Origin of the sequence: Paenibacillus sp. FSL R5-0928, from assembly GCF_037970385.1 — a bacterium.
In the GTDB taxonomy this organism is placed as follows: domain Bacteria; phylum Bacillota; class Bacilli; order Paenibacillales; family Paenibacillaceae; genus Paenibacillus_AQ; species Paenibacillus_AQ odorifer.
In genome coordinates this window covers 2,784,103-2,804,556 of record NZ_CP150225.1, presented here as the reverse complement: position 1 = coordinate 2,804,556, position 20,454 = coordinate 2,784,103, and the positions used below count along the sequence as shown (strand labels likewise).

The following is a 20,454-nucleotide window of genomic DNA, read 5'->3' as shown; positions in this document are numbered from 1 at the left end:
TATGAATCTGAGTATACGCTGAATAGCTTGTCTACGCTTTGCCAGGCAGGCTGTTTATCAGCCCTTTGCCAATCAGTTTAGCTGAAACCGGCGGTTTTCCGATCTCTCTGGCCCAGACAGATAATTGCCCGACATGATGAATCTCATGAGCAATCACATGGCGCATTACCTCACCCCAGGCATCGGTCACGATCCTGCCATCCGGAAGGTGATCCTCAAAAATCCTCTGCTCCAGCCCCTCATGCCAAGCCGTTACAAAGGGTTCCACCTCTGTGTGGAATTTTGCATCCAATTCTCGTACATGCTGCAAAGTCTTGTACTGCTCAAAATCCTCTTGGAAATCCGGTTTTCCTTGCAATACTTGAATCCAGCTCCACTCCACATCCACAATGTGAAAAAGCGTCTTGAGTATACTGCCTACACCACCTATACGTATTGCAAGCAGCTCCTCCTCAGAAATATTTGCACACCACTCATACCATTGTTCGCGGACCATCCAGTTATATTGAAAAAATGTCTGCAAATAAAAACCTCCTAGAAAGTTGTTGTACTTTTTAATGGGAACTTAAATGTTTTCGGTATCCTTCTACCTTTTCATCTCTATAACCTAACGATTCATAGAACACATGCGCTTCCTTCCGCTGCTCACCGGAGACTAAAATAATATAATAGCAGTCTCTTTCCCGGGCCGCTTGTTCAATGGCGTTCATAAGTTTTTTGCCGACGCCTTGACGGCGTGCCCGCGCTGAAACGACCACATTCTCAATCACCATAAACGGTTTGCAGTCCCCCACTAAGTCCTGACACACGATGCCCATCAAAGACCCTAGTAACTCCCCCTCTACAAAAGCACCCAATAGAATGTACCGGTTATCCGCCTTAACCACTTTAAACACTTCTTCAAGCTTATTAAGGTCAGACGGTTTATTCATCAGCTCTTGATATAAATTCCCCAGTTCAGGAAGAGATTCCATTTCTATTTCTTTAATATCAACCATGATTGTTCATCCTGCTTTCTTTTAAATTAACAGCCCTGCTCATACACATACAGTCCACCATTCCGTGGATGAGATATAGGCTTTCAATTATAACCTCTTTGGACCAACTGCTGTGCCAACATCTTCATAAAAGAAGAATGCCCATAATACCAAGCCATCCGCCCCAGCACTAGCCACATAAAATGGATGCAGCTTAATCTTCTTCATAGCCCCATTATTTACGAACTATCAACTCGAATTCATCCATCTGTCCATCCCACTCTACGCACCAATCCCAGAATGTACGGACTTTAACTCGCCGTTGACTCCCTCAACATTATTGCTGAATTCTTCTGTAGCCTGTTGAATATATTCCGCCGACCAAAAGTTCCTCCTATACCATTTGTAAATATCTCAGCACGATCTCAACACGATCTCCAACCGATAAATCTTCCTCTATTCGTAAAATAGGACATTCCAGTGCGGACATCCATTCCTCATGCAGCACTTTGCTCCTGACTTCAACTCCAGCTACATCATATAATGCCGCCCACTCCATAAAGCTCTGATACGCTTCATATTTACTTCCTCCAGGCAAAATATGATCACCATATCTCTCGTACTCTCTGGCTCTTAATCTATCTAAACGAATTTCCGGTGGAAGTCCTAGAAAAATAACCAAATCGAATAATGGTCGAAGGCCGTCTCCCCAGCCACATACCGCACCGCTCAGAATCCAAGGTTCCTTATGAGTCAAATCTCTTGTAAGTCTTGCTAATCGCTCATTGACCTCACGTTGCTTAGTGAATTTATGCTCCCAAAAATAGTCGTCACTGTCTAACTGGACATGTGGCAACACTTTAGCTAATTCGTAACCTAATGTACTCGTTCCTACGCCTGAGGCTCCCATAATATGAATTTTTCTCATACATTCCCTCACCTTTAAGTGGATTTAAAGTTGCAATTCGGGCAATTTCCCTCCAAATATAAAAACAAATAGACTGCTCTCTAAGTAAGCAAAGCAGTCCATTTATCGTATAGCTCTTATTCCGTTATAGCTGCTACGTCTTTAGGAATCCGGCGTGCTGCATCCGTGGATATAGCCGCTTGGATTACTGCCAGGCGGACCTGTTCAACTACTTTTTCGTTAAAAATACTTGGGATGATATATTGCTCATTGAGTTCATCGGGATGAACGACCGATGCAATGGCTTTTGCCGCAGCCAGCTTCATTTCCAGATTCACAGTTCTAGCCCGGCAATCAAGTGCGCCACGGAAAATACCCGGAAAACATAACACATTGTTGATCTGGTTCGGATAATCACTTCTGCCTGTCGCTAGAACGCGAACAAAAGGTTCTGCCAAATCCGGTTCAATCTCCGGTGTAGGATTAGCCATCGCAAAAACGATGTTATCACTGGCCATGCTTTTAAGATGCTCCACGGTCAGAATCCCCCCACGGGACACCCCAATAAAGACATCTGCCCCTCGTATAACCTCCGTTATTCCACCCTCAATTCCCTCAGGATTGGTTGCGGCAGCAAGCTTCTGCCATTCCGGATTATCATACTGGAGATCTTTTCTGAGAACGCCTTCACGATCAACCGCATAAATATAACGCGCGCCCGCTGCCAGCAGCAGATTACATATGGACACCCCAGCCGCCCCTATACCCACAACAACAATCCGCGCATTTTCAATAGATTTATTAACAACTTTAAGCGCATTCAAAAGTCCTGCAAAAGCCACCACGGAAGTTCCGTGCTGATCATCATGGAATACCGGAATGTCCAGCTCTTCCGCAAGCCGCCGTTCGATTTCAAAGCAGCGTGGTGAACTTATATCCTCTAAGTTTATCCCTCCAAAGCCAGGAGAAACTGCTTTTACGATATTGATAATTTCTTCCGGATCTTTGGTATTTAAGCATAGCGGAAAAGCATCAATGTTCGCCAATTGCTTAAACAGCATCGCCTTACCTTCCATGACAGGCATAGCTGCTTCCGGGCCGATATCCCCTAGTCCAAGCACAGCAGTGCCGTCCGAAACGACTGCAACTGTATTTCTTTTCATCGTCAGAGAATAAGCTTTTCTGGGATCTTCGGCAATCGCCGTACACACTCGGGCTACCCCCGGCGTATACACTAAGGATAAATCCTCCCGATTTTTAATCGGCATTTTAGGTGTGATTTCGATTTTTCCGCCAAGATGAGCCAGAAACGTCCGATCCGACACGTTGATTATTTTAATTCCCGGCATCTTCGATAATATTGAGATAATTTCTCCATTAGCTGCGTCTTGCACATTCACTGTTATATCTCGGGTAGTGACATCCTTCCCTGCACGTATCACGTCAATAGCAACAATATCTCCGCCAGCTGCGGCAATTCCTGAAGCAACATCGCCAAAAGATGCAACCGATTTCCGAATTTCGAGCCTGATAATCATTGTAGTCGCAATCGACATGAATTAGCCTCTCTTTCTTCAATCCTATTATTTAAAAAATACTATACTTTCCCATTTAAACATATCTTCCGCCTATTAACTAGATCAACGAAAAATTTTTCTTCATACAGTATTCCCATCCGCACCCGGTCCAAATACATCAGGTATGGCAGCTACGGACACAGAGCCATTTTTCCCGTGAAAATAAATTTCATCATAATCTTAAGTGTATGTAAGCATAAACAAACCGTAAGCTCTTCTACTCTTCATTACCTTCACTGCATGCTGTAGAGCATCCCGCCGATTCTTTTCTCCGCTGGCACTTTCAGTTGCTCTCCCTCACTAAGGTCTGTACTGCTCTTCTAGCAAAACAGCCTTACCTTCTACAAATGTCAGATGGAATAATCTATCCACAAGCTCTTCGCTAATAAAATTCGTATAGTCAACTTGCTGAGGTCTCGCCCCATTTAGTTCAGCTATAGTTACATCAGTCTCAAGCTTAAGTCGTTCGATTTCATCGCTTGCATTTCGGATATAGAATCCATTAGGCAATGATTCGGGTTCTTGTATACCATCTTCTTTAGCCGCAATTTCTGCCGCCTCTCCACCGAACCATTCCACCTCATCCAGATCCAGATAAACCGAGTTCCCTTCTGTGATTACTCCCTTTATAAAAGCTAATTTTTTCTCCACTTGAGGTAAGTTATAAATAATTTTTTTTCAGTTCCTCCACGCTTTCACCCTGCACTCCACTCTCAGAGTTAGATTGGATTGAAATCTCGCCTATAGTTTGAACAAGCTCCTTGGTAGTTTGGTTAGTCTCTTTTGGTGGCTTGTTATAAAAAGAATATCCATTAAAGCCAAGTGAGACTAATGTGATACCCGCTAAGACTGTACCCATTAAATTTTTCCATTTCATAAGCTTCACCCTCTATCACAAGATTTAACGGAACCTTAATAAACAATTGCGCTATATCATAGACAATCACAAGTTGACCGGGCAGAATAAATATTATATACATGTCTTACCTATAACGTAGTTGAAGGAGCTCACACTTATGACAGAATCATTTCAGGCGTTAGTTGTCGACAAAACAGAATCATCCTTCTCCGTAGCTGTTAAGCCGGTTACCCTAGAGGATCTGCCAGCTGGAGAGGTTGTAATTAAGGTTGCTTACTCCAGTGTAAACTATAAAGACGGTTTAGCCAGTATTCCAAACGGTAAAATTCTAAGAACATATCCCTTTATTCCAGGGATAGATTTATCCGGTGTTGTGGTATCTTCCACAGATGAGCGGTTTCATAAAGGGCAGCAAGTCATTGCGACAGGATATGGTGTTGGCGTATCACACTTTGGCGGCTTTAGCGAATACGCTCGGATTCCCGCAGGTTGGATCACTCCCCTTCCCGAAGGCCTGACGCTTAAAGAAGCTATGATCTACGGTACTGCAGGACTGACAGCTGCCTTGTCCATACTAGCCCTGGAAGATCATGACGTTTCCCCGGACAAAGGCAAAGTACTTGTAACAGGCGCTACCGGCGGTGTAGGTGGATCTGCTATTGCCATGCTTGGCGCAAAAGGGTATAGCGTAGTGGCAAGCACAGGTAACGCCAAAGCTACCGATTACCTTAGAGGTATAGGAGCCGAAGACGTGATCTCACGTGAAGAGGTCATTGGCGGCGCCAGCAAACCCTTGGACAAACAATTATGGCAAGGCGCAGTAGATTCGGTGGGTGGTGACACCCTTGCCGCAGTTTTGAGTAAAATCACCTACAGAGGTTCTGTAGCTGCAAGTGGCTTAACCGGAGGCACTTCAGTTCCAACTACAGTACTTCCGTTTATTCTTCGGGGTGTTAACCTTCTCGGCATAGATTCCGTTGAATGTCCTGCCGACCTTCGCCAGAAGGCTTGGAAACGGATGGCGAGCGATCTGAAGCCAAGTCAACTGGAGAACCTCGTGGATCGTGAAGTCACGTTAAACGAGCTACCGCAAGCATTGGAAGATATTCTGCAAGGAAACCTTAGAGGAAGAGTACTTGTCCGTTTATCCTAGGTTTAACAACGAAACCTCCCGGAATCTAGAGTTCCGGGAGGTTTTTTTAGTTTACTCTTGGTTATTTGGATACTGGTAATGCGGCTGCTGCTGTACATAGGGTTGTTGGCGATAATGCTGATCATAACCCTGCGTATAGTACCCTTGCATCGGGTAAGGCTGATAATTAAAGGCTTGTGTAGCTGGAGGCATTTGTGAAGATATCGGGATGGGTTGTGCCTGCATATGAGCGTATGGATTCATATTTGGCTGCATATTAGGATGCATATTTGGTTTAACATTGGCTTGCATATTTGGGGCCATGTTAGGGGCCATATTAGGAGCCATATTGCTGCTGCCCATTACTTTATCTTCTTCGCAGCAGTCAGCAGGAGGGCCGATGAAGGTTCCCGGCTTGATTGGAGCAAGAGCTTCTTTTACCTTAGCTTCATTTAAGCAGTAAGTATGGGCTAATACATTTGCTGGGGTTTTGCTAAGAATATCCGAACCTAAAATGACCTCAGGAATAGGTGCGTCAAAAATCGCGAGCAGATGTGTATTATCCACAGTAGCTACCTCATAATGCCACCAGCCTTGCGGCACGTTTGCCACTTGACCCGGACAAATCGGAAAATGCAGAAGTTCATTTGTGAACGGATTGATTAAAGACACTACCGCTGAACCGCAGATACAATATACAAGCTCTGCAGCATTTTGATGATAATGAGGTTCCACAACATTTGATTTGCTAAGAAAAATATCCAGCAGCGATATGTTCTCAAGCGTGTTCAATTGTTTAATCGACAGCAAGTTAATGAAGTTGTTGGCATCTTTTTTAAAAAGTGTATTGGTGTTCACATCAAAAGTAAACTCTGTATTGGGGGACGTATAGTCCATGTATGAAGTCACTTTTTTTCCTGCCTTTCTGTTGCTATAAATTTTTGCTTTCCCTAAACACAAGATATGCGTTTGCCTATGCCTAGGTGCGGAGATTCACTACTCCTGATAAAAATTCATCTTTCTTTTCTAAACGGGGCATCCTCTAAGTATTACACTCTCACCCCACATAGGAGGCATAGTATGAAATCCATTCACACAAAAATAGTGTTAGCGTTATGTATCACTCTCTTTACAATTATGGGTTTCCAGCCTATGAATCTCAGCTCCACGGTTGAGGCCGCCAATAACAAAACAGCAGCGAAACAAGCGCCTCTTACATTTGTTCTAGTTCATGGGTCTTGGGCTACTGCTGGTTTTTGGGATCAAACGGCCGCCGCACTTCGCAGCTTAGGACACACCGTCTATACTCCGGAATATGCCGGTCATGGCGGGGACAAAAACAATAATGTAACGCATGCGCAAATTACACAGTCTGTTGTCGACTTTATCAAGCAAAAAGACTTAAAGGATATCATTCTGCTCGGACATAGCTTTGGTGGATCGGTGATCCAAACCGTCTCTCAGCAAGTACCGGATCGGATCAAACGTCTGGTATTCTTCGATGCCTTCGTACCGCTGGATGGGCAAAGTCTGGCGGACCAATTTCCAGCTGATTCGCTTAAGTACTTTGAACAGCTAAGAGATACTTCCGGCAATAACACCATAACGCTCCCCTTTCCTCTCTTCCGGGATACATTCGTCAACACCGCCAGTCTTGCGGAAGCGCAAGCTTTTTATAAACAAGCTCCTCCTGAGCCAGCAAGTCCACTTTTCGAAAAGCTTGATCTCAAGAAATTCTACAGTCTCCAGATCCCCAAAAGTTATCTTTATCTAACGGAGGACACCGCGATACCGCAAGGTCCATACGGATTCCATCCTACACAATCCAGTCATTTAGGCGTCTTCCGCTTCATCGAGGGCAAAGGAGATCACATGACCACCGTTCGAACCGAACCCAAAATGCTGGCGGAATTGATGGTGAAGGCGGGAAGAGATTAGTCGCCTAACAGCTGGATAGTCTAGTAGCTGTTGTGGCTTGAGCTGGGGTTCGCGAGCTGGGCTGGTGACGTGAGCTGGGCTGGTGGCTCGAGCTACGCTTTGTGATGTGAGCTGAGCTATGCGATGTGAGTTGCGCTGTGTAATGCGAGCTGGGCTATGCGACGTCAGTTGCGCTGTATGATATGAGCTGGGCTGGTGACGTATGCTATACTCTATAATGCAAGCTGGGCTTTGTGATGCTGAGTTGGCCTTCCACTCTGAGCTGAACATTGCGACTCCAAATCCACTAGAGCTTGGCGGGGATCGGACCGAGGAGCTCTTATTTTCACAATTTCGGCGAATTAGCCATGCTATCGGACTCAGATGCAGCTATTCACCCAAAAGTACTCCTATAATGCGTGATTTCAGGGGAATAAGAGCCATACAGTCCGAAACTCTCGCCAGAACGATCATAATGCCAAAATAGCTGCAATACGGTCCGTATCGATGTGTGAAGCGAGGTTTCTTAATTAGTCACCAACGTAGGCTGATGATTTGTGACTCGAGCTGGTATTGCCACTCTGGGCTGAACATTGCGACTCCAAATCCACTAGAGCTTGGCGGTGATCGGACCGAGGAGCTCTTATTTTCACAATTTCGGCGATTTAGCCATGCTATCGGACTCAGATGCAGCTATTCACCCAAAAGTACTCCTATAATGCGTGATTTCAGGGGAATAAGAGCCATACAGTCCGAAACTCTCGCCAGAACGATCATAATGCCAAAATAGCTGCAATACGGTCCGTAACGATGTCTGACGCGAGGTCTCTTAATTAATCACCAACGTAGGCTGATGATTTGTGACTCGAGCTGGCATTGCCACTCTGGGCTGAACATTGTCACTGATGATTTGTGGAGAAACAGACCGCGTGGACTGAACGATTGTGCTTTCGAATCAAAAAAAGAGCAAGCGTATGGGAATCCCCTAATACGCTTGCTCTTTTTATCCATAACATACCTACTTCCTAGGCAATCCGCCACGCGGCAGCTCAGGGTCCGATGTCACTCCGGTAATCACCCAGCTATTCTTCTCTTGCACAAGTGAGATTGTCAAAAATATAGAAGGTGCTGGTCCACTTGAAGTCGCAGTATCCAAACGCATTTCTATGACCTCTGAGTTCTTGTTAATTATCGTTTCTTTAGTGACCTCGTAGTTCGTGATCCAGGGGCTGGAGACACCCGTTACCCAGTTTAGTTCAACAAACCGCGGATACATAATCTTTTTGAATTCTTTAGAGAAGATCGAATATTGAATCGAGGCATTCCGATGCTGTAATCCGAACCCGTATAGCTCTGATGCTTGAATTGCAGAAGGTAATATAATGCGCTTGGACTCCGGAGCTGGCTTGGGCATAGCCGATAGCAGTTCTCCATTAACGCGAGTCATAGTAACGGGGGCTGATGCACCCAAGGCCATTCCCGGCAGAAGCAACAACCCTGCAATTAGAGCAGTCGCCATTTTCTTTTTGCTAATTAGAATCACCTCATTCGTAGCCTGTTCACTACATGTGAATTGAATCTAATTATTCCCCCACTTCACTCATAAATATGTACACTGTTTCCAAATCCACCAATAATGTATACCTCAATGAATTAAACTGGTAATATAAAACACATACGATACTACGCAATCATCAATTCCATTAGATTTTTATAGGAGATGTTCTCATGAAAAAAATCTTAAACATTTGTCTAGCAGCAGGCCTGCTACTCACTCTATCCGTCGGTACCTTAAATACAGCAAGCGCAGAATCCAAGGTCAAAACCTACAAAAACTGCTCGGAGCTAAACAAAGATTACAAAGGTGGAGTTGCTATTTCCAGCTCAACCAAGAACAAAGGCGGCAAAACGAAAAATAAACCCTATGTATCGAAAGAACTCTATAATGCCAATAAAAAAAGCGACCGTGACAAAGACGGAATCGCTTGTGAGAAATAGGCTTAACCTTGCTCAATCATTTGCTTGAGCCTTAGATCCCGCGTGAATATCGCATTTCAACTATAAAAAAGAGAAAGACATCCAGATCCAGGACGCCTTTCCCTATTCGAACTATTGCTTTTTATTGATTAAACCGGGCCACAACAAACACCGCAGGTGAATTCCAATAGATCGTCACTTCATTCGTAGAATAGCTAAGCTCATGATCGACAAAGCACTGCGCAGCTGGTTTTCCCTGTAAATGCTCAACTACATATTCATCATGCAGCCCACGATCTGGCCCCCCTGACACCAATCCTGGCACCGGATCAGCCACTTGGTCACCTACAGAAGGGCGATGATGCGGATTCATCACGGCATGATCCCCAAATCCGGTAACATAGCTGATATCCAATACGTTACGCCCCATCAGATAATGTAGATGATCTAAGGCACAGTCCGCAAAACCGGAGTCTCCACTAAAATATTCAGCCGCCAGCAGCAGCATTGCATTGTTCATTACAAGCATATTACTGCCCCAGATATAGTCCTCCTCTTTTAAAGAGATCCTATAGCCCTCCTCACGACTCTGTTCCACTAATCGTTGCGCCTCAGCAACAAGCCCTTCTTTTAACGAGACATATAAAGCACGTTCTGCTTGCTCCTCACCATTTAACAGATAAGCAATAGTGCCATAGCCCCCCATATCACCCCAGCCTAAACTGTATTTTGGAAAAGCCAGCTGCACTAGCTGGAGAACAGCTTGATGATACTCCTCTTTCCCTGTCGTACGATACAGCTCCGCCGCTGCCCAATACCGCTCGTCCTTATCGACTCCATCCCCGTATTCTCCAGTGCTAATCTCAGGCGGATTCGTAAAACCGGGTACATCTGGATGCTGAACAAGCCATTCCCATGCTGCCCCTGCAGCATCCAGACATTTCCGCGCATAAGCAGCATCAAAAGACTCGTACACTCTTGCAGCCATAGCCATAACCCCAGCAAAATCTCCAGTAGCAGTAGCAGATATTGGTGAGAAGTACAGATCCGCTGTATCGTCCTCAGGCATAACATCCAGTCCAGGAAAGCTTAGCGTAGTCAGTTTATGGTATACACCACCTGTTGCGGAGTCTTGCATTTTAAACAACCAATCGAGCTCCACCTTGCATTCCAGCAGCACATCTGGCGTAGATCCATCACTTTCAGGCAATGGGATAGCGCTTACAAAAGCCGAGGGATATAATTCATATGCAAGCAGCATATCCGCGATAGCTTTCGCTCCGGGACCGCTATATTTTCCATAATCACCTGCATCATGCCAGCCACCCGAACAGTCTAGTTGAAGATCCGGTTGCCCATATACAATCCCTTTTGCGGTATGACACGCCTTGTGCTTCCAATCTTCAGCATATTCTTCAGTCAATTCAACGCCACAGCGATAATAATAGAAAGCTTTCAGCAAGCCCTGTTGAAGCTCATGATAAGGCTGATCTGAGATTGTAAAGGATGCCGAAGCTACACCCTCGCCCTGCTCAATCCGATATCTTCCCTCAGCCTTGACCTCCGAGAAATCACCTGTGTGCAAAGTTACTCCACTGGCTTTATCAAATCTTCCAGCATCTGAACTACCTTTGAACACAATAGTCCCGCTATCAACATCAACTACCTGAAAATCATGCTCAGCACCTGTAAATACTGCGATTTTTTCTCCATCCAGCGGATATCCGATTTGATTCACAGTAATGGCGCGAAGTGTACGCTCGCTCATCTTCATTCTCCTTTTATGTAAAAATGATGAAGCTGAAGTAACCTTTCTCTTCTAGTTGAGAATACTCTATTCTAGTTATCTATGGCAATGATGTATACAAGAAAAAACCTAGAGTCACCCGAAACGAAACGGATAACTCTAGGCGGACAAAACAGCTTATTTATCGTCAAGCAGTTTAATAAAGTTAGCTGGAAGTGTGAACTGCTTATTATGAACCACTATACGGCGAAGCTCCTCCTCGAAAGAGCTAAGATCATCTTCATCATCGTCTTTAATTTCTTTTATATCTCGGTGCAGACGCTCCATTTGCAGATCAAGAGCATGGGCGGCATCCGCCGCATTTTTCAGCTCACGAGTCATGCTCTCAGGTACTGATTTATTATATTTATAAAAGATTTTATGTTCGAGGCTTGCCCAGAAATCCATAGCAATGGTACGAATTTGAACTTCTACACAGACAAGCTCCTGGCGATCGGACATAAAAACAGGGACTTGAATCAGCAAATGAAGACTCTGATATCCGTTAGGTTTAGGATTCTTAATATAATCCTTTACCTCAAGAACCGTTAGATCATCCTGCTTCTGAAGCATCTCACTAACATGATAGATATCAGAGATAAAAGAACAGGTGATCCGCAGACCAGCGATGTCTTTAATACAATTTTTCACTGAATTCAGCGATAATTCACCATTTTTGCGCAGCATTTTGTTCATGATACTCTCTGGTGACTTAATACGCGATTTGGTATGTTCAATTGGGCTGTAATCATGCAGAGACTGAAACTCCTGTTTTAGGATCTCAATCTTTGTTTCCATCTCATCCAATGCAAATTTATAAATCAACATGAAACGAGTGATATCGTGCTTAAGCTTCTTAAATTGTTCAATTTGATTCTCGGGGGTCATTATCTCATTTCTCCTCTTGTAGCGTTTCTCTATATTTATCATAGCCAATCCACTAGTGAAATTCAAATTCAGCGGTATTCACTTTTCAATTTAGAGAAGACAGCAAGATCCACATACCGACCTTTTTCGAACTCATGTTGCCTTAAGACCCCTTCTTTGTAGAAGCCGAGCTTATTCATCAATATAAGTGACGCCTCATTTTTCGGTTCCACTCTCGCTTCAATTTTATTTAGTTTCATGTTCAAAAAGCCAAACTGCATAACACGGTTCACTACCTCTGTCATAATCCCCTTTCCCCAAAAAGCAGGCATTAAGTCATACCCAATTTCCACACGATGATGATCTTGCTCATAATTCAGAAATCCGCAGGTTCCAATCACTTTTTGAATCTCACGATCTTCAATCATCCACCGTAAACCGGATTGTTCCTTAAAAATTTTGTCATACCATTTCATTTCATCTATCGCATCCTCGACCGAAATGAAGGGTGTAAATGGCATATATTTCACAACGGCTTCTTGGGAATAAAGTTCAAATATATCATAGCGATCATTTTCTGTTGCTTTACGTAGTGTACATCGTTCAGTTTGTAACACAGGGAAATCAGTAAATGCAAATTCTGAATTCATGTAAGTTCTCCTTTTTCTAGTTGAGCTGTTTCCACTTTTGCTCTAGCGTTTGCGGAACATACTCCTTCAATAGAGTTAAGAGTTCCAACGGCTCGTTGGATACGTTTAGCAGACTGAGATGCGAAGAATTAGAGAAGCCTTCTTGGATACTGTTATGAATCAGATTCAGCAGAGGATCAAAATAATTCCTGATATTTAGAACCCCTACCGGCTTCTTGTGTATGCCAATTTGTGACCAGCACAAAACCTCAAAAAGCTCCTCATACGTTCCAAACCCTCCAGGTAAAGCAATGAAGCCATCTGCCAATTCTCCCATTTTTGCTTTACGGCCATGCATATCTTCTACTTCTATCAACTCCGTTAATTCTCTATGTACCATTTCCCCATTAAATAATCCTCTAGGCATTACTCCGATTACCTCGCCTCCACCATTCAAAACAGCATTAGCGACTTCACCCATTAATCCGATTTTTGAGCCACCGTAAATTAAACGATAATTATTCATAGCCATGTAGTTACCAAGTTCAACAGCTTTAGCTTTATAATCCTCATGTCCCCCTAAATTCGATCCTGCGAAAACACATATTGATTTCAAAATCCCATCTCCAAACTATATATTGATAATGTCCGCTATCTAATATACTATATGTTGGAGTATAAATCATGTGAAAGATTAAGGAGTGCTACATAATATGGAAATTAATGATGTGCAGAAATGGATTAATCATTTTTATGGAGAACGAGGCTGGACTACTTATGGTCCTTTTATAAGAGTGGGATTCTTAATGGAAGAGACAGGTGAAGTAGCACGAGCTGTACGCTCCTATGAAATCGGCAGAGATCGACCGGATGAATCGACTCGCACTCCAGAGCAACTGAAAAACGACTTGATTGAGGAAATCGGGGATGTTCTCGGAAATATCGCATTGTTAGCCGACTTATATGGCATCACTTTAGAAGAGGCTTTTACTGCACATAAAGACAAATTAGTGAAGCGGTTTAATTCCTAGGGACAAAGTAATCCTGAAAAAAATAGGACTACAATCGGCAACACCGAATTGTAGCCCTTCTTTAATTTACTCTTTAAGCCCTGTTAAGCTTTACCGCCTAATGTATGATTCGAAATCGCTTTGATTATGGTTTCCCAATCATCCGGGTGGACTTCGTGGCCCGTTCCTTCCAGGGTTAGAAGCGACGCATTAGGAATTTCCGCAGCAAGTGCCAAGCCATGCTCTATAGGAAGCACCGTGTCTTCTGTGCCGTGGATAACCAAGGTAGGAACCATGATATTTTTTGCCTTGCCCTCGTAGTCGTCATCCCCTGTAAGGAGAGAATGATTAAACATGCTAAGCAAGTTGTTGGCACGTTTTATTTCCATCCTTACTTGTTTATACACTCTTTTCTCATCGAATTTATGTTTTGAACCACAGAGTATGCCGGAACCTGAAACCAAATAATTGGCTACCGCTTCCTCATTAGACCAATCCAGTGTTGCTCCATCTGCATGGAATGCGAGGATCCGCTCATCCATAGGAGGCAAGTTCCGATCATTATCATCAGATTCGAAAAAACTTGATGCGATCAAGGTTAAGGTTAGAACTTTTTGCGGATGACGTGTAGCAAGGACTTGTGCAATCATTCCGCCTAAGGACATCCCAACGATATTTGCCTGTTCAATATTATAGGCGTCTAGTAACCCAGCGGCATCATTAGCCATATCTATCACGGTATAATTGGAACTCCCAGACTCATAAACAACGGAACGTCCGACATCCCGGTTATCATAACGAATAACGTAACGTCCGGTATCTGCTAATCGCTGACAGAACTCTTCATCCCAATAAACCATAGAACATGTGGCACCCATAATCAGCAATATCGCAGGATTGCTAGGATCTCCAAAACTTTCCGAGCATATATCAATTCCGTTTACTTTTACTATTTTTTCGCTCATTGTTCATTCCTCATTTCATTCGAATTTTATCAATGAATGCACAGTTAAATAAGACTCAATACATTTTCAAAAAAATGGATGATGTCATCATTGAATTGCACCTCAAATTAACGTAAACGAATGAATTTGATAATCACGATAAGCACTCTCCTATTCCATATTAAAGGGTTTTTAACCCAATTCCGATTATAACACAAAAAAGCTATCCCCTGATTTTACGGATCAAGGAGATAGCCTTACTATTTTTCGCCACAAAAATATTCGTTAAATAAATACTTCTTCAACAGTCAAATTACGCTCTTTAGATAAGTCTCTGAACGTAGTCTCATTTATTTTTACCAGAGGTTTGAAAATATCCAACGGATTATTCATAATAATCGTACCTTGCTCACCATTGCTAAGCTGAACGCTCTTACCCACAAAATTCGGCAATAAATGTCCGATCAGAGCTTGTACCGCATTTCCATTCAGCTTGCCAAATCCAAGTTCATGTACCTTGCGAAGAACGTTAATCAGGCCTTGTTTCGGTTGATTCGCTCTTCCTAAGGTCATGCCTACATAAGTATTTGCGACAGCAACAATCTGCGTATACGGGTGCAAGTCCTGTTTACGGAGATTGTTAGGATAACCTGTACCATCCTCGAATTCATGATGCTGAAGCGCCACTAGTGCGGTCTTTTCGTCATTCATCGATTTAAGGATAATGTCGTATCCATACGTAGTATGACGTTTTAGTTCTTCTGATTCTTCAGGAGTTAAGTTATCCGTCTTATTTAAGATATGTGGAGCAATCTGGCTTTTTCCGATATCGTGCAAATAACCGGCTCTACTAATCTCAAATCTTTCGGCTTTTGTATGACCTAACCAAGTCGCTATGTAAAAGGATAACAGTCCGACCTGCAATGAATGATTGTATGTACTGATATCATCACGTTCAAGCAGCAATAATAAAGAAACGACATCCTTTTGTTCATCCAATTTCTCCAGCAATGGCTGCAGCGTATTATCAACATCCGACTGCGTAAAGCTACCCTTGCTGAGTGCTTCCAGAAATATAGATTCATAGTTTTGGATGGCTTGATCAAAATTACCATCTATCCCTTGTGCCACATTCATTTCTTCATTATCCAGCGCCATCATGCGTGGTTCAATATCGACATAATCAATCTGATGCCTCATCAGGATGGTGATTTCTTCTCCGTAGACCACTGTCCCCTTCGGAAGCACGTGTAGGCCAACACTATTGAATGTATCTGCTATTAGACAATCGCCATGTTTGAGATCTGTGACATGAGCTTTCAAAATTCAGCACCCCTTACTATATGTAGGTATATTTTACCTTAAGGATAGCTAAATTCTTCCAAAGTAACAATATGGTTAAAGTCTCATTAAACCACTCGGTTAGTTCAAAAGACCCCCGCGACTTCAGCACCCCTAAATCTATTTTTAGAGATTAAGCCTTACATTTATCCGTCTTACACACTACCTAAAAGGGATTGCTAAATTCAGCGATCACTTTCCCAATCAGCTTATCCTTCGACACAAATGGAGTATCCCACAGATGAGCATCATAGCTTATATTCCGGTTATCTCCAAGAAAAAAATAATGATCGGCGGGTACCGTAACCGGTCCAAAAGTGTAATCCATCTGTTCATTGAGGTAAGGTTCGTTAACCTTCGCTCCGTTTCGGTAAAGTTCGCCATCTTTAATTTCCAAGGTATCTCCAGGCAGCCCCATTAGCCTTTTTACATATCTTTTATTCTCATCACCAGCTACAGGTGGCGTAAATACAACAATATCTCCATGCTCCAGTGTGGTCATCCATAACATTTTCTCAACAATTAAGCGATCATTGATTTGAATCGTTGGGATCATAGAGCCCGTTGGAACTCGCATGGCTTCAGCAACATAGGTTCTAACAAACAAAGAAATAACCACTGCGATCATAATACTCGGCAACCATTGCTTCATAAATTTCAACATTATTGCTCACCTCGCATTCATTTTAATGAGTCAAACTTTTTCAGCTGGTTCATATTCAGTTCATATTGTCGTCATGTATAGTTCATCTTCATCGGGTAAGCTTCCTTTAGCGACTCGTTAAGGTAGCTAGAATAAAGCGATTAGAACAGGAGAAGATGCGAGTGAAACCAGAAGAAGAGGTTATTAAAAAAAGGATGAATAAACCGCTGAAAATTATACTTATTTCCTTAGGGGCTTTAGCTACTGCAATAGTACTTTTTCTAGTGACTGTTTTTGTCGCTAATATTTTCCTTAATAAATCGGACCAAGCTAAAATAAAACCCTATGGTCAGTCTGTAAGCGTCGACGGTAAAAATATGAATGTTTTGATTCAAGGAAATGGCGAAGAGACGGTCGTACTCTTACCTGGTTATGGAACGGTGGCACCGGGACTTGATTTTAAACTGCTGATAGATGAACTATCTCCATTTTACAAAGTTGTCGCGATTGAGCCTTTCGGTTATGGATTAAGTGATAGAACTGAAAAAGAACGAACCACGGAAAATATTGTAAGTGAAATTCATGAAGCTGTAAAGCAGCTTAATATTGACCGTTATATTCTAATGGCACACTCTATTTCCGGTATGTACAGTTTGAATTATGTGAACAAATATCCAAACGAAGTGAGTGCATTTGTCGGGATTGATAACAGTATTGCAACAGAAGACAGAACAAATGTTAAAATACCAACAGGAAAATTAAAACTACTTAGAAAATCAGGCTTGGGCAGATTGTTATTTAAAACAAGTGGAAACCCCTATGTTGGATTGCCGTTTGATGATGAAACTAAAGAACAATTGAGATTATTTACACTTAGAAACACTTATAATTACACTCACTTAAATGAAGTGGAACATATGTCTTCTAATTATAAAGGGGCTCTAAATTCAACTTTTCCAAAGGATCTTCCCCTTTTGCTCTTTGTACAAGGGGATGATACTCTCTTAAAAGATTGGATATCATTGCATGAAGAGCAAGTCAAAAATGCTAAACAAGGAAAATTGGTAAAACTTGATGCAGGACATTATCTGCACCATACCAAATCAAAAGAAATCACTGAAAATTTCAAGACATTTATGGAAGAAATAAAATAAAAAGCGTTTCTTCTATTCTCCATGCTGCAGTCATCGTGTGCAAGTTTCCTTGCATTTCATGACGCAGCATTTTTTTCTTAGTATTCAAATCTCGAACCGCTCAATAATTCGATTCATTTCCCCATCAACATCAATCGAAGTATTCTTAGGAATATGAATGACGAACAAACCGCCAAAGATCAACTCACATTTGCCTTCATTCTCTATAATTCTATGTTTAAAATCTGCAATGGCCGTAGAATCAACAGCCTCTTTACTAAGCAGCCAAGCGTATCTTTTGAAAGGAGATTTCTGGACGGTCTCTTGATAATAATAGACTCCATTTTCTTCCTTCACCTGTATAATATCTCCCATTGTAACAGCCGGATTAAAAATCGGTGTCTCTTCAATTCGAAATTTATCTTTGCCAAATGGAGTAACATCGAGGATTTCTATTTCACGGCCATCTGCGTTGAAGCAGATATGGATTCCGGACGATTCTAGCATCGGCACACCTCTATCCTTGTTCAATATCTAATCTTGTTCATTCTAAATAACACAAAACAAAGTAAATACATTAGGCTCGTAATCCCGAACAACCTAAAGATTCCGGGCGTTAATAACATATATAAACTGTAGGGAAAACTCCAGATAAATGCAAGCAGCATTAGCCGACTTCTGTTTAAAAAGACACCTATTGCTAATAACCCCGCCGGTAATAACAACATAATTATACTAATTACAAGAGTGGAGCGATTCGTAATCTCAGCATAAGGATTGATGAATATAAAAATTAGCCATAAAAAAACGGTCATCAAACTAGACATATAACCTATTAGTTTAATGATTGTTAAATTTATGGATGACTCCATCCTATCCCCTCAATTCTTTCGCAATAATTCTCTCCAGCCATTTCCATGGAAGCAGCGTTTTGCCTAAGATTAAGATTCGCGTGCCTTTGCCGATAGGATAACGTAGCCGTGGTGCTTTCATTTCGGTAATACGACCGATAAGATTAGCCACTTGACTAGGGTCAGGCGCTGTCTCAGCAGTATGTTTGGAATATCGTAGCACAGCGTCAAGACGTTCTTTATACGGAGAATCCTCCTTACGTCGAATTTGCTCCATGCCTTTTCCCCATATCGGTGTACGGAAGGAGCCCGGTTCAATTAATACCACCCGTATTCCATAAGGGGACATTTCATGACGCAGGCTTTCGCTGAAACCTTCAACAGCAAATTTAGAAGCTGCATAAGGCGCATAACCTGGAAATCCGGATAATCCGCTTACACTTCCCACATTAATAATCGTGCCGCTCTGCTGTTCTCGCATAATGGGCAGCACAGCTGTTGTCACAGCCACTAATCCAAAAAAGTTCGTCTCCATTTGCCGCCGCCATTCCTCCATAGATATTTCTTCTATGAAACCGCCAATGGCAAAACCTGCATTATTGACTAGAACATCAATTCTTCCAAATGTTTCGTGTACTGAAGATATTGCTGTCTCTATAGAATCGCTGTCGGTGACATCCATGGTCATTAAATGAAACTGCTTTAAAATTCCTGCCTGCTCTGCCTGCTGCACCAGCTCTGCTTTACGGCTTAAATCACGCATGGTTGCTATCACCTTAAACCCCTGTCCAGCCAATTTGAGCGCTGTCAGCAATCCAAATCCACTGGAGGTTCCGGTAATCAGGGCCACTCGATCGTGCCCATACTCTAGATGTGAACTCATATTTACTCCCCTTTGTATTTCACAATTATAAAAACAAGCAAACAAACGTTCTATTGTCCATTGACTATCCATTAATTTCAAGTTATAGTAAGAGCATCTTTTATATTTCTGTGCGGGAGAAGCACCTCGCAAGACAGGCGTCAATGCCTATCTTGGAGGTGCTTTTTTGCGTATATTAACTAATTCATTAAGGAGCTGAGATGAATGTTTAAACCAAAAGGTACCGTCAGATGTAGAAAGAACATTTTCAGAATTAGGGATTTAAAATGGGTGGCTCAATTAGTGCTGGTAGCAGCTTTCCTAACCTGTAACCTTACACTTGTGTCTGCTGCTACTGGCTGGGATGCCGCGCTGGATGACATTAACAGTCTTCATGGTAATTATACCGCGCTTCAAGCCACCCTCAAGACAGATAACTCAGAAATTCAGAAGTTACGCAAGCAGAATAATGACGCTCTGAAATCTATTCGTTCCGTCATACAGTCAACAGATCAAGCACTGTTAAGCCGCTTATCTTCAGAAGCAACCTCAGTTCAGAAGAAACACGCTCCCCTTCTGGAACAATACAGCACACTCGGTAAACAGTCTACCGAAGCCAAGAAAGCTAAAGACTTGAAAACAGTCACATTGCTAGACCTGAAGCGCAATAAATTAAAAGCTGCTGTAACCCTGGCCCGAGCCGAAATTAAAACGAAGACAACCGCTTTGGCAGCCGCTCGCAAGCAAACCGCTGCTAAGCTTAAACCCGTCAAAGATGCGTTAGCACCCATCACTGCTTTAAAGAAGCAAATAACTGCCGAAAGTAAGAATCTCACTGTCACGCAGAAAGTACGCGCGGATGCTGACAAACAATATAAAGCAGCTGTTAAGCAAGGTGATGCAGTTAGAGCCGCTACAGAATTGAAATCATCCTATGAGCAAATGAAACGAATTCATTCCATGCAGCAGAATATTTACAGCTGGGAGCAGAAGATCTCGCTAGCTCTAAGAGTAGCAGAATCTAAACTTCGCTAATGATTCG

General features: G+C 42.6%; 23 protein-coding genes. 6 read left to right on the top strand and 17 right to left on the bottom strand.

The features are described 5' to 3' along the window. Positions 1–31 precede the first annotated feature (31 nt). From MKZ16_RS12435 to MKZ16_RS12410, 6 genes are all read right to left on the bottom strand, one after another. Positions 32–523, bottom strand: a complete 492-nt coding sequence (locus MKZ16_RS12435; protein ID WP_038570047.1) for a DinB family protein — start codon at positions 521–523, stop codon at positions 32–34. A gap of 31 nt (positions 524–554) precedes the next feature. Further along, entirely contained in the window at positions 555–998 is a 444-nt protein-coding gene (locus MKZ16_RS12430) for a GNAT family N-acetyltransferase (RefSeq protein WP_036683459.1), read from the bottom strand. Positions 999–1,371: 373 nt separating this feature from the next. After that, on the bottom strand, positions 1,372–1,905 hold the full coding sequence (locus MKZ16_RS12425; protein WP_036683456.1) for an AAA family ATPase: 534 nt from the start codon (positions 1,903–1,905) through the stop codon (positions 1,372–1,374). Between the two features lie 116 nt (positions 1,906–2,021). Further along, positions 2,022–3,440 (bottom strand): NAD-dependent malic enzyme, encoded by a 1,419-nt coding sequence (locus MKZ16_RS12420; protein ID WP_036683453.1) that lies wholly within the window; start codon positions 3,438–3,440, stop codon positions 2,022–2,024. Between the two features lie 321 nt (positions 3,441–3,761). Then, positions 3,762–4,112 (bottom strand): hypothetical protein, encoded by a 351-nt coding sequence (locus MKZ16_RS12415; protein WP_339815756.1) that lies wholly within the window; start codon positions 4,110–4,112, stop codon positions 3,762–3,764. A 10-nt stretch (positions 4,113–4,122) separates the two neighbouring features. Then, on the bottom strand, positions 4,123–4,338 hold the full coding sequence (locus MKZ16_RS12410) for a hypothetical protein (RefSeq protein WP_339815754.1): 216 nt from the start codon (positions 4,336–4,338) through the stop codon (positions 4,123–4,125). A 139-nt stretch (positions 4,339–4,477) separates the two neighbouring features. Here MKZ16_RS12410 and MKZ16_RS12405 point away from each other — a divergent pair, with 139 nt between their 5' ends. Continuing rightward, positions 4,478–5,473, top strand: a complete 996-nt coding sequence (locus MKZ16_RS12405; RefSeq protein ID WP_036683447.1) for an acryloyl-CoA reductase — start codon at positions 4,478–4,480, stop codon at positions 5,471–5,473. 51 nt (positions 5,474–5,524) lie between these two features. Here the strand turns inward: MKZ16_RS12405 and MKZ16_RS12400 are convergent, their stop codons facing one another. Continuing rightward, the gene (locus MKZ16_RS12400) at positions 5,525–6,361 is read right to left on the bottom strand and encodes a cupin domain-containing protein (RefSeq protein ID WP_256715527.1); all 837 of its coding nucleotides are present in this window, start codon (positions 6,359–6,361) and stop codon (positions 5,525–5,527) included. 171 nt (positions 6,362–6,532) lie between these two features. Here MKZ16_RS12400 and MKZ16_RS12395 point away from each other — a divergent pair, with 171 nt between their 5' ends. Next, positions 6,533–7,390, top strand: a complete 858-nt coding sequence (locus tag MKZ16_RS12395) for an alpha/beta hydrolase (RefSeq protein ID WP_081393448.1) — start codon at positions 6,533–6,535, stop codon at positions 7,388–7,390. Between the two features lie 997 nt (positions 7,391–8,387). Here the strand turns inward: MKZ16_RS12395 and MKZ16_RS12390 are convergent. Continuing rightward, positions 8,388–8,888, bottom strand: coding sequence for a hypothetical protein (locus tag MKZ16_RS12390; RefSeq protein ID WP_076100742.1), 501 nt, complete (start codon positions 8,886–8,888; stop codon positions 8,388–8,390). 209 nt (positions 8,889–9,097) lie between these two features. Between MKZ16_RS12390 and MKZ16_RS12385 the strand changes: the two genes are divergently transcribed. Continuing rightward, positions 9,098–9,367, top strand: a complete 270-nt coding sequence (locus MKZ16_RS12385; RefSeq protein ID WP_076105397.1) for an excalibur calcium-binding domain-containing protein — start codon at positions 9,098–9,100, stop codon at positions 9,365–9,367. 121 nt (positions 9,368–9,488) lie between these two features. On the opposite strand, the gene MKZ16_RS12380 is transcribed toward MKZ16_RS12385, so the two are convergent. The 4 genes from MKZ16_RS12380 to MKZ16_RS12365 all read right to left on the bottom strand — a co-directional run bounded on the left by MKZ16_RS12380 (position 9,489) and on the right by MKZ16_RS12365 (position 13,244). Next, entirely contained in the window at positions 9,489–11,114 is a 1,626-nt protein-coding gene (locus MKZ16_RS12380) for a glycoside hydrolase family 9 protein (protein ID WP_076105396.1), read from the bottom strand. A 156-nt stretch (positions 11,115–11,270) separates the two neighbouring features. Continuing rightward, entirely contained in the window at positions 11,271–12,020 is a 750-nt protein-coding gene (locus MKZ16_RS12375) for a GTP pyrophosphokinase family protein (RefSeq protein ID WP_036689808.1), read from the bottom strand. 68 nt (positions 12,021–12,088) lie between these two features. Beyond that, positions 12,089–12,649: a GNAT family protein gene (locus MKZ16_RS12370; protein ID WP_076105395.1), complete on the bottom strand. Its 561-nt coding sequence runs from the start codon at positions 12,647–12,649 to the stop codon at positions 12,089–12,091. Positions 12,650–12,665: 16 nt separating this feature from the next. Continuing rightward, positions 12,666–13,244: a TIGR00730 family Rossman fold protein gene (locus MKZ16_RS12365; protein ID WP_036689805.1), complete on the bottom strand. Its 579-nt coding sequence runs from the start codon at positions 13,242–13,244 to the stop codon at positions 12,666–12,668. Positions 13,245–13,341: 97 nt separating this feature from the next. Here MKZ16_RS12365 and MKZ16_RS12360 point away from each other — a divergent pair, with 97 nt between their 5' ends. Further along, positions 13,342–13,659 carry a MazG-like family protein gene (locus tag MKZ16_RS12360; protein ID WP_036689803.1) on the top strand — a complete coding sequence of 106 codons (318 nt, stop codon included), beginning with the start codon at positions 13,342–13,344 and terminating at the stop codon, positions 13,657–13,659. An 83-nt stretch (positions 13,660–13,742) separates the two neighbouring features. Here the strand turns inward: MKZ16_RS12360 and MKZ16_RS12355 are convergent, their stop codons facing one another. The 3 genes from MKZ16_RS12355 to lepB form a co-directional block, all read right to left on the bottom strand. Further along, positions 13,743–14,603 carry an alpha/beta hydrolase gene (locus MKZ16_RS12355; RefSeq protein ID WP_076100749.1) on the bottom strand — a complete coding sequence of 287 codons (861 nt, stop codon included), beginning with the start codon at positions 14,601–14,603 and terminating at the stop codon, positions 13,743–13,745. Between the two features lie 264 nt (positions 14,604–14,867). Then, positions 14,868–15,905, bottom strand: coding sequence for an HD domain-containing phosphohydrolase (locus MKZ16_RS12350; RefSeq protein ID WP_036689800.1), 1,038 nt, complete (start codon positions 15,903–15,905; stop codon positions 14,868–14,870). 184 nt (positions 15,906–16,089) lie between these two features. Further along, entirely contained in the window at positions 16,090–16,587 is a 498-nt protein-coding gene (gene lepB / locus MKZ16_RS12345) for a signal peptidase I (protein ID WP_036689798.1), read from the bottom strand. A gap of 155 nt (positions 16,588–16,742) precedes the next feature. Between lepB and MKZ16_RS12340 the strand changes: the two genes are divergently transcribed. Beyond that, positions 16,743–17,720 (top strand): alpha/beta hydrolase, encoded by a 978-nt coding sequence (locus tag MKZ16_RS12340; RefSeq protein ID WP_076105394.1) that lies wholly within the window; start codon positions 16,743–16,745, stop codon positions 17,718–17,720. Positions 17,721–17,804: 84 nt separating this feature from the next. On the opposite strand, the gene MKZ16_RS12335 is transcribed toward MKZ16_RS12340, so the two are convergent. Beyond that, entirely contained in the window at positions 17,805–18,230 is a 426-nt protein-coding gene (locus MKZ16_RS12335) for a DUF4265 domain-containing protein (protein WP_141118582.1), read from the bottom strand. Positions 18,231–18,572: 342 nt separating this feature from the next. After that, on the bottom strand, positions 18,573–19,433 hold the full coding sequence (locus tag MKZ16_RS12330; protein WP_076105393.1) for an SDR family oxidoreductase: 861 nt from the start codon (positions 19,431–19,433) through the stop codon (positions 18,573–18,575). 204 nt (positions 19,434–19,637) lie between these two features. Here MKZ16_RS12330 and MKZ16_RS12325 point away from each other — a divergent pair, with 204 nt between their 5' ends. Then, entirely contained in the window at positions 19,638–20,447 is an 810-nt protein-coding gene (locus MKZ16_RS12325; RefSeq protein ID WP_143759068.1) for a hypothetical protein, read from the top strand. The last annotated feature ends 7 nt before the right edge of the window (positions 20,448–20,454 follow it).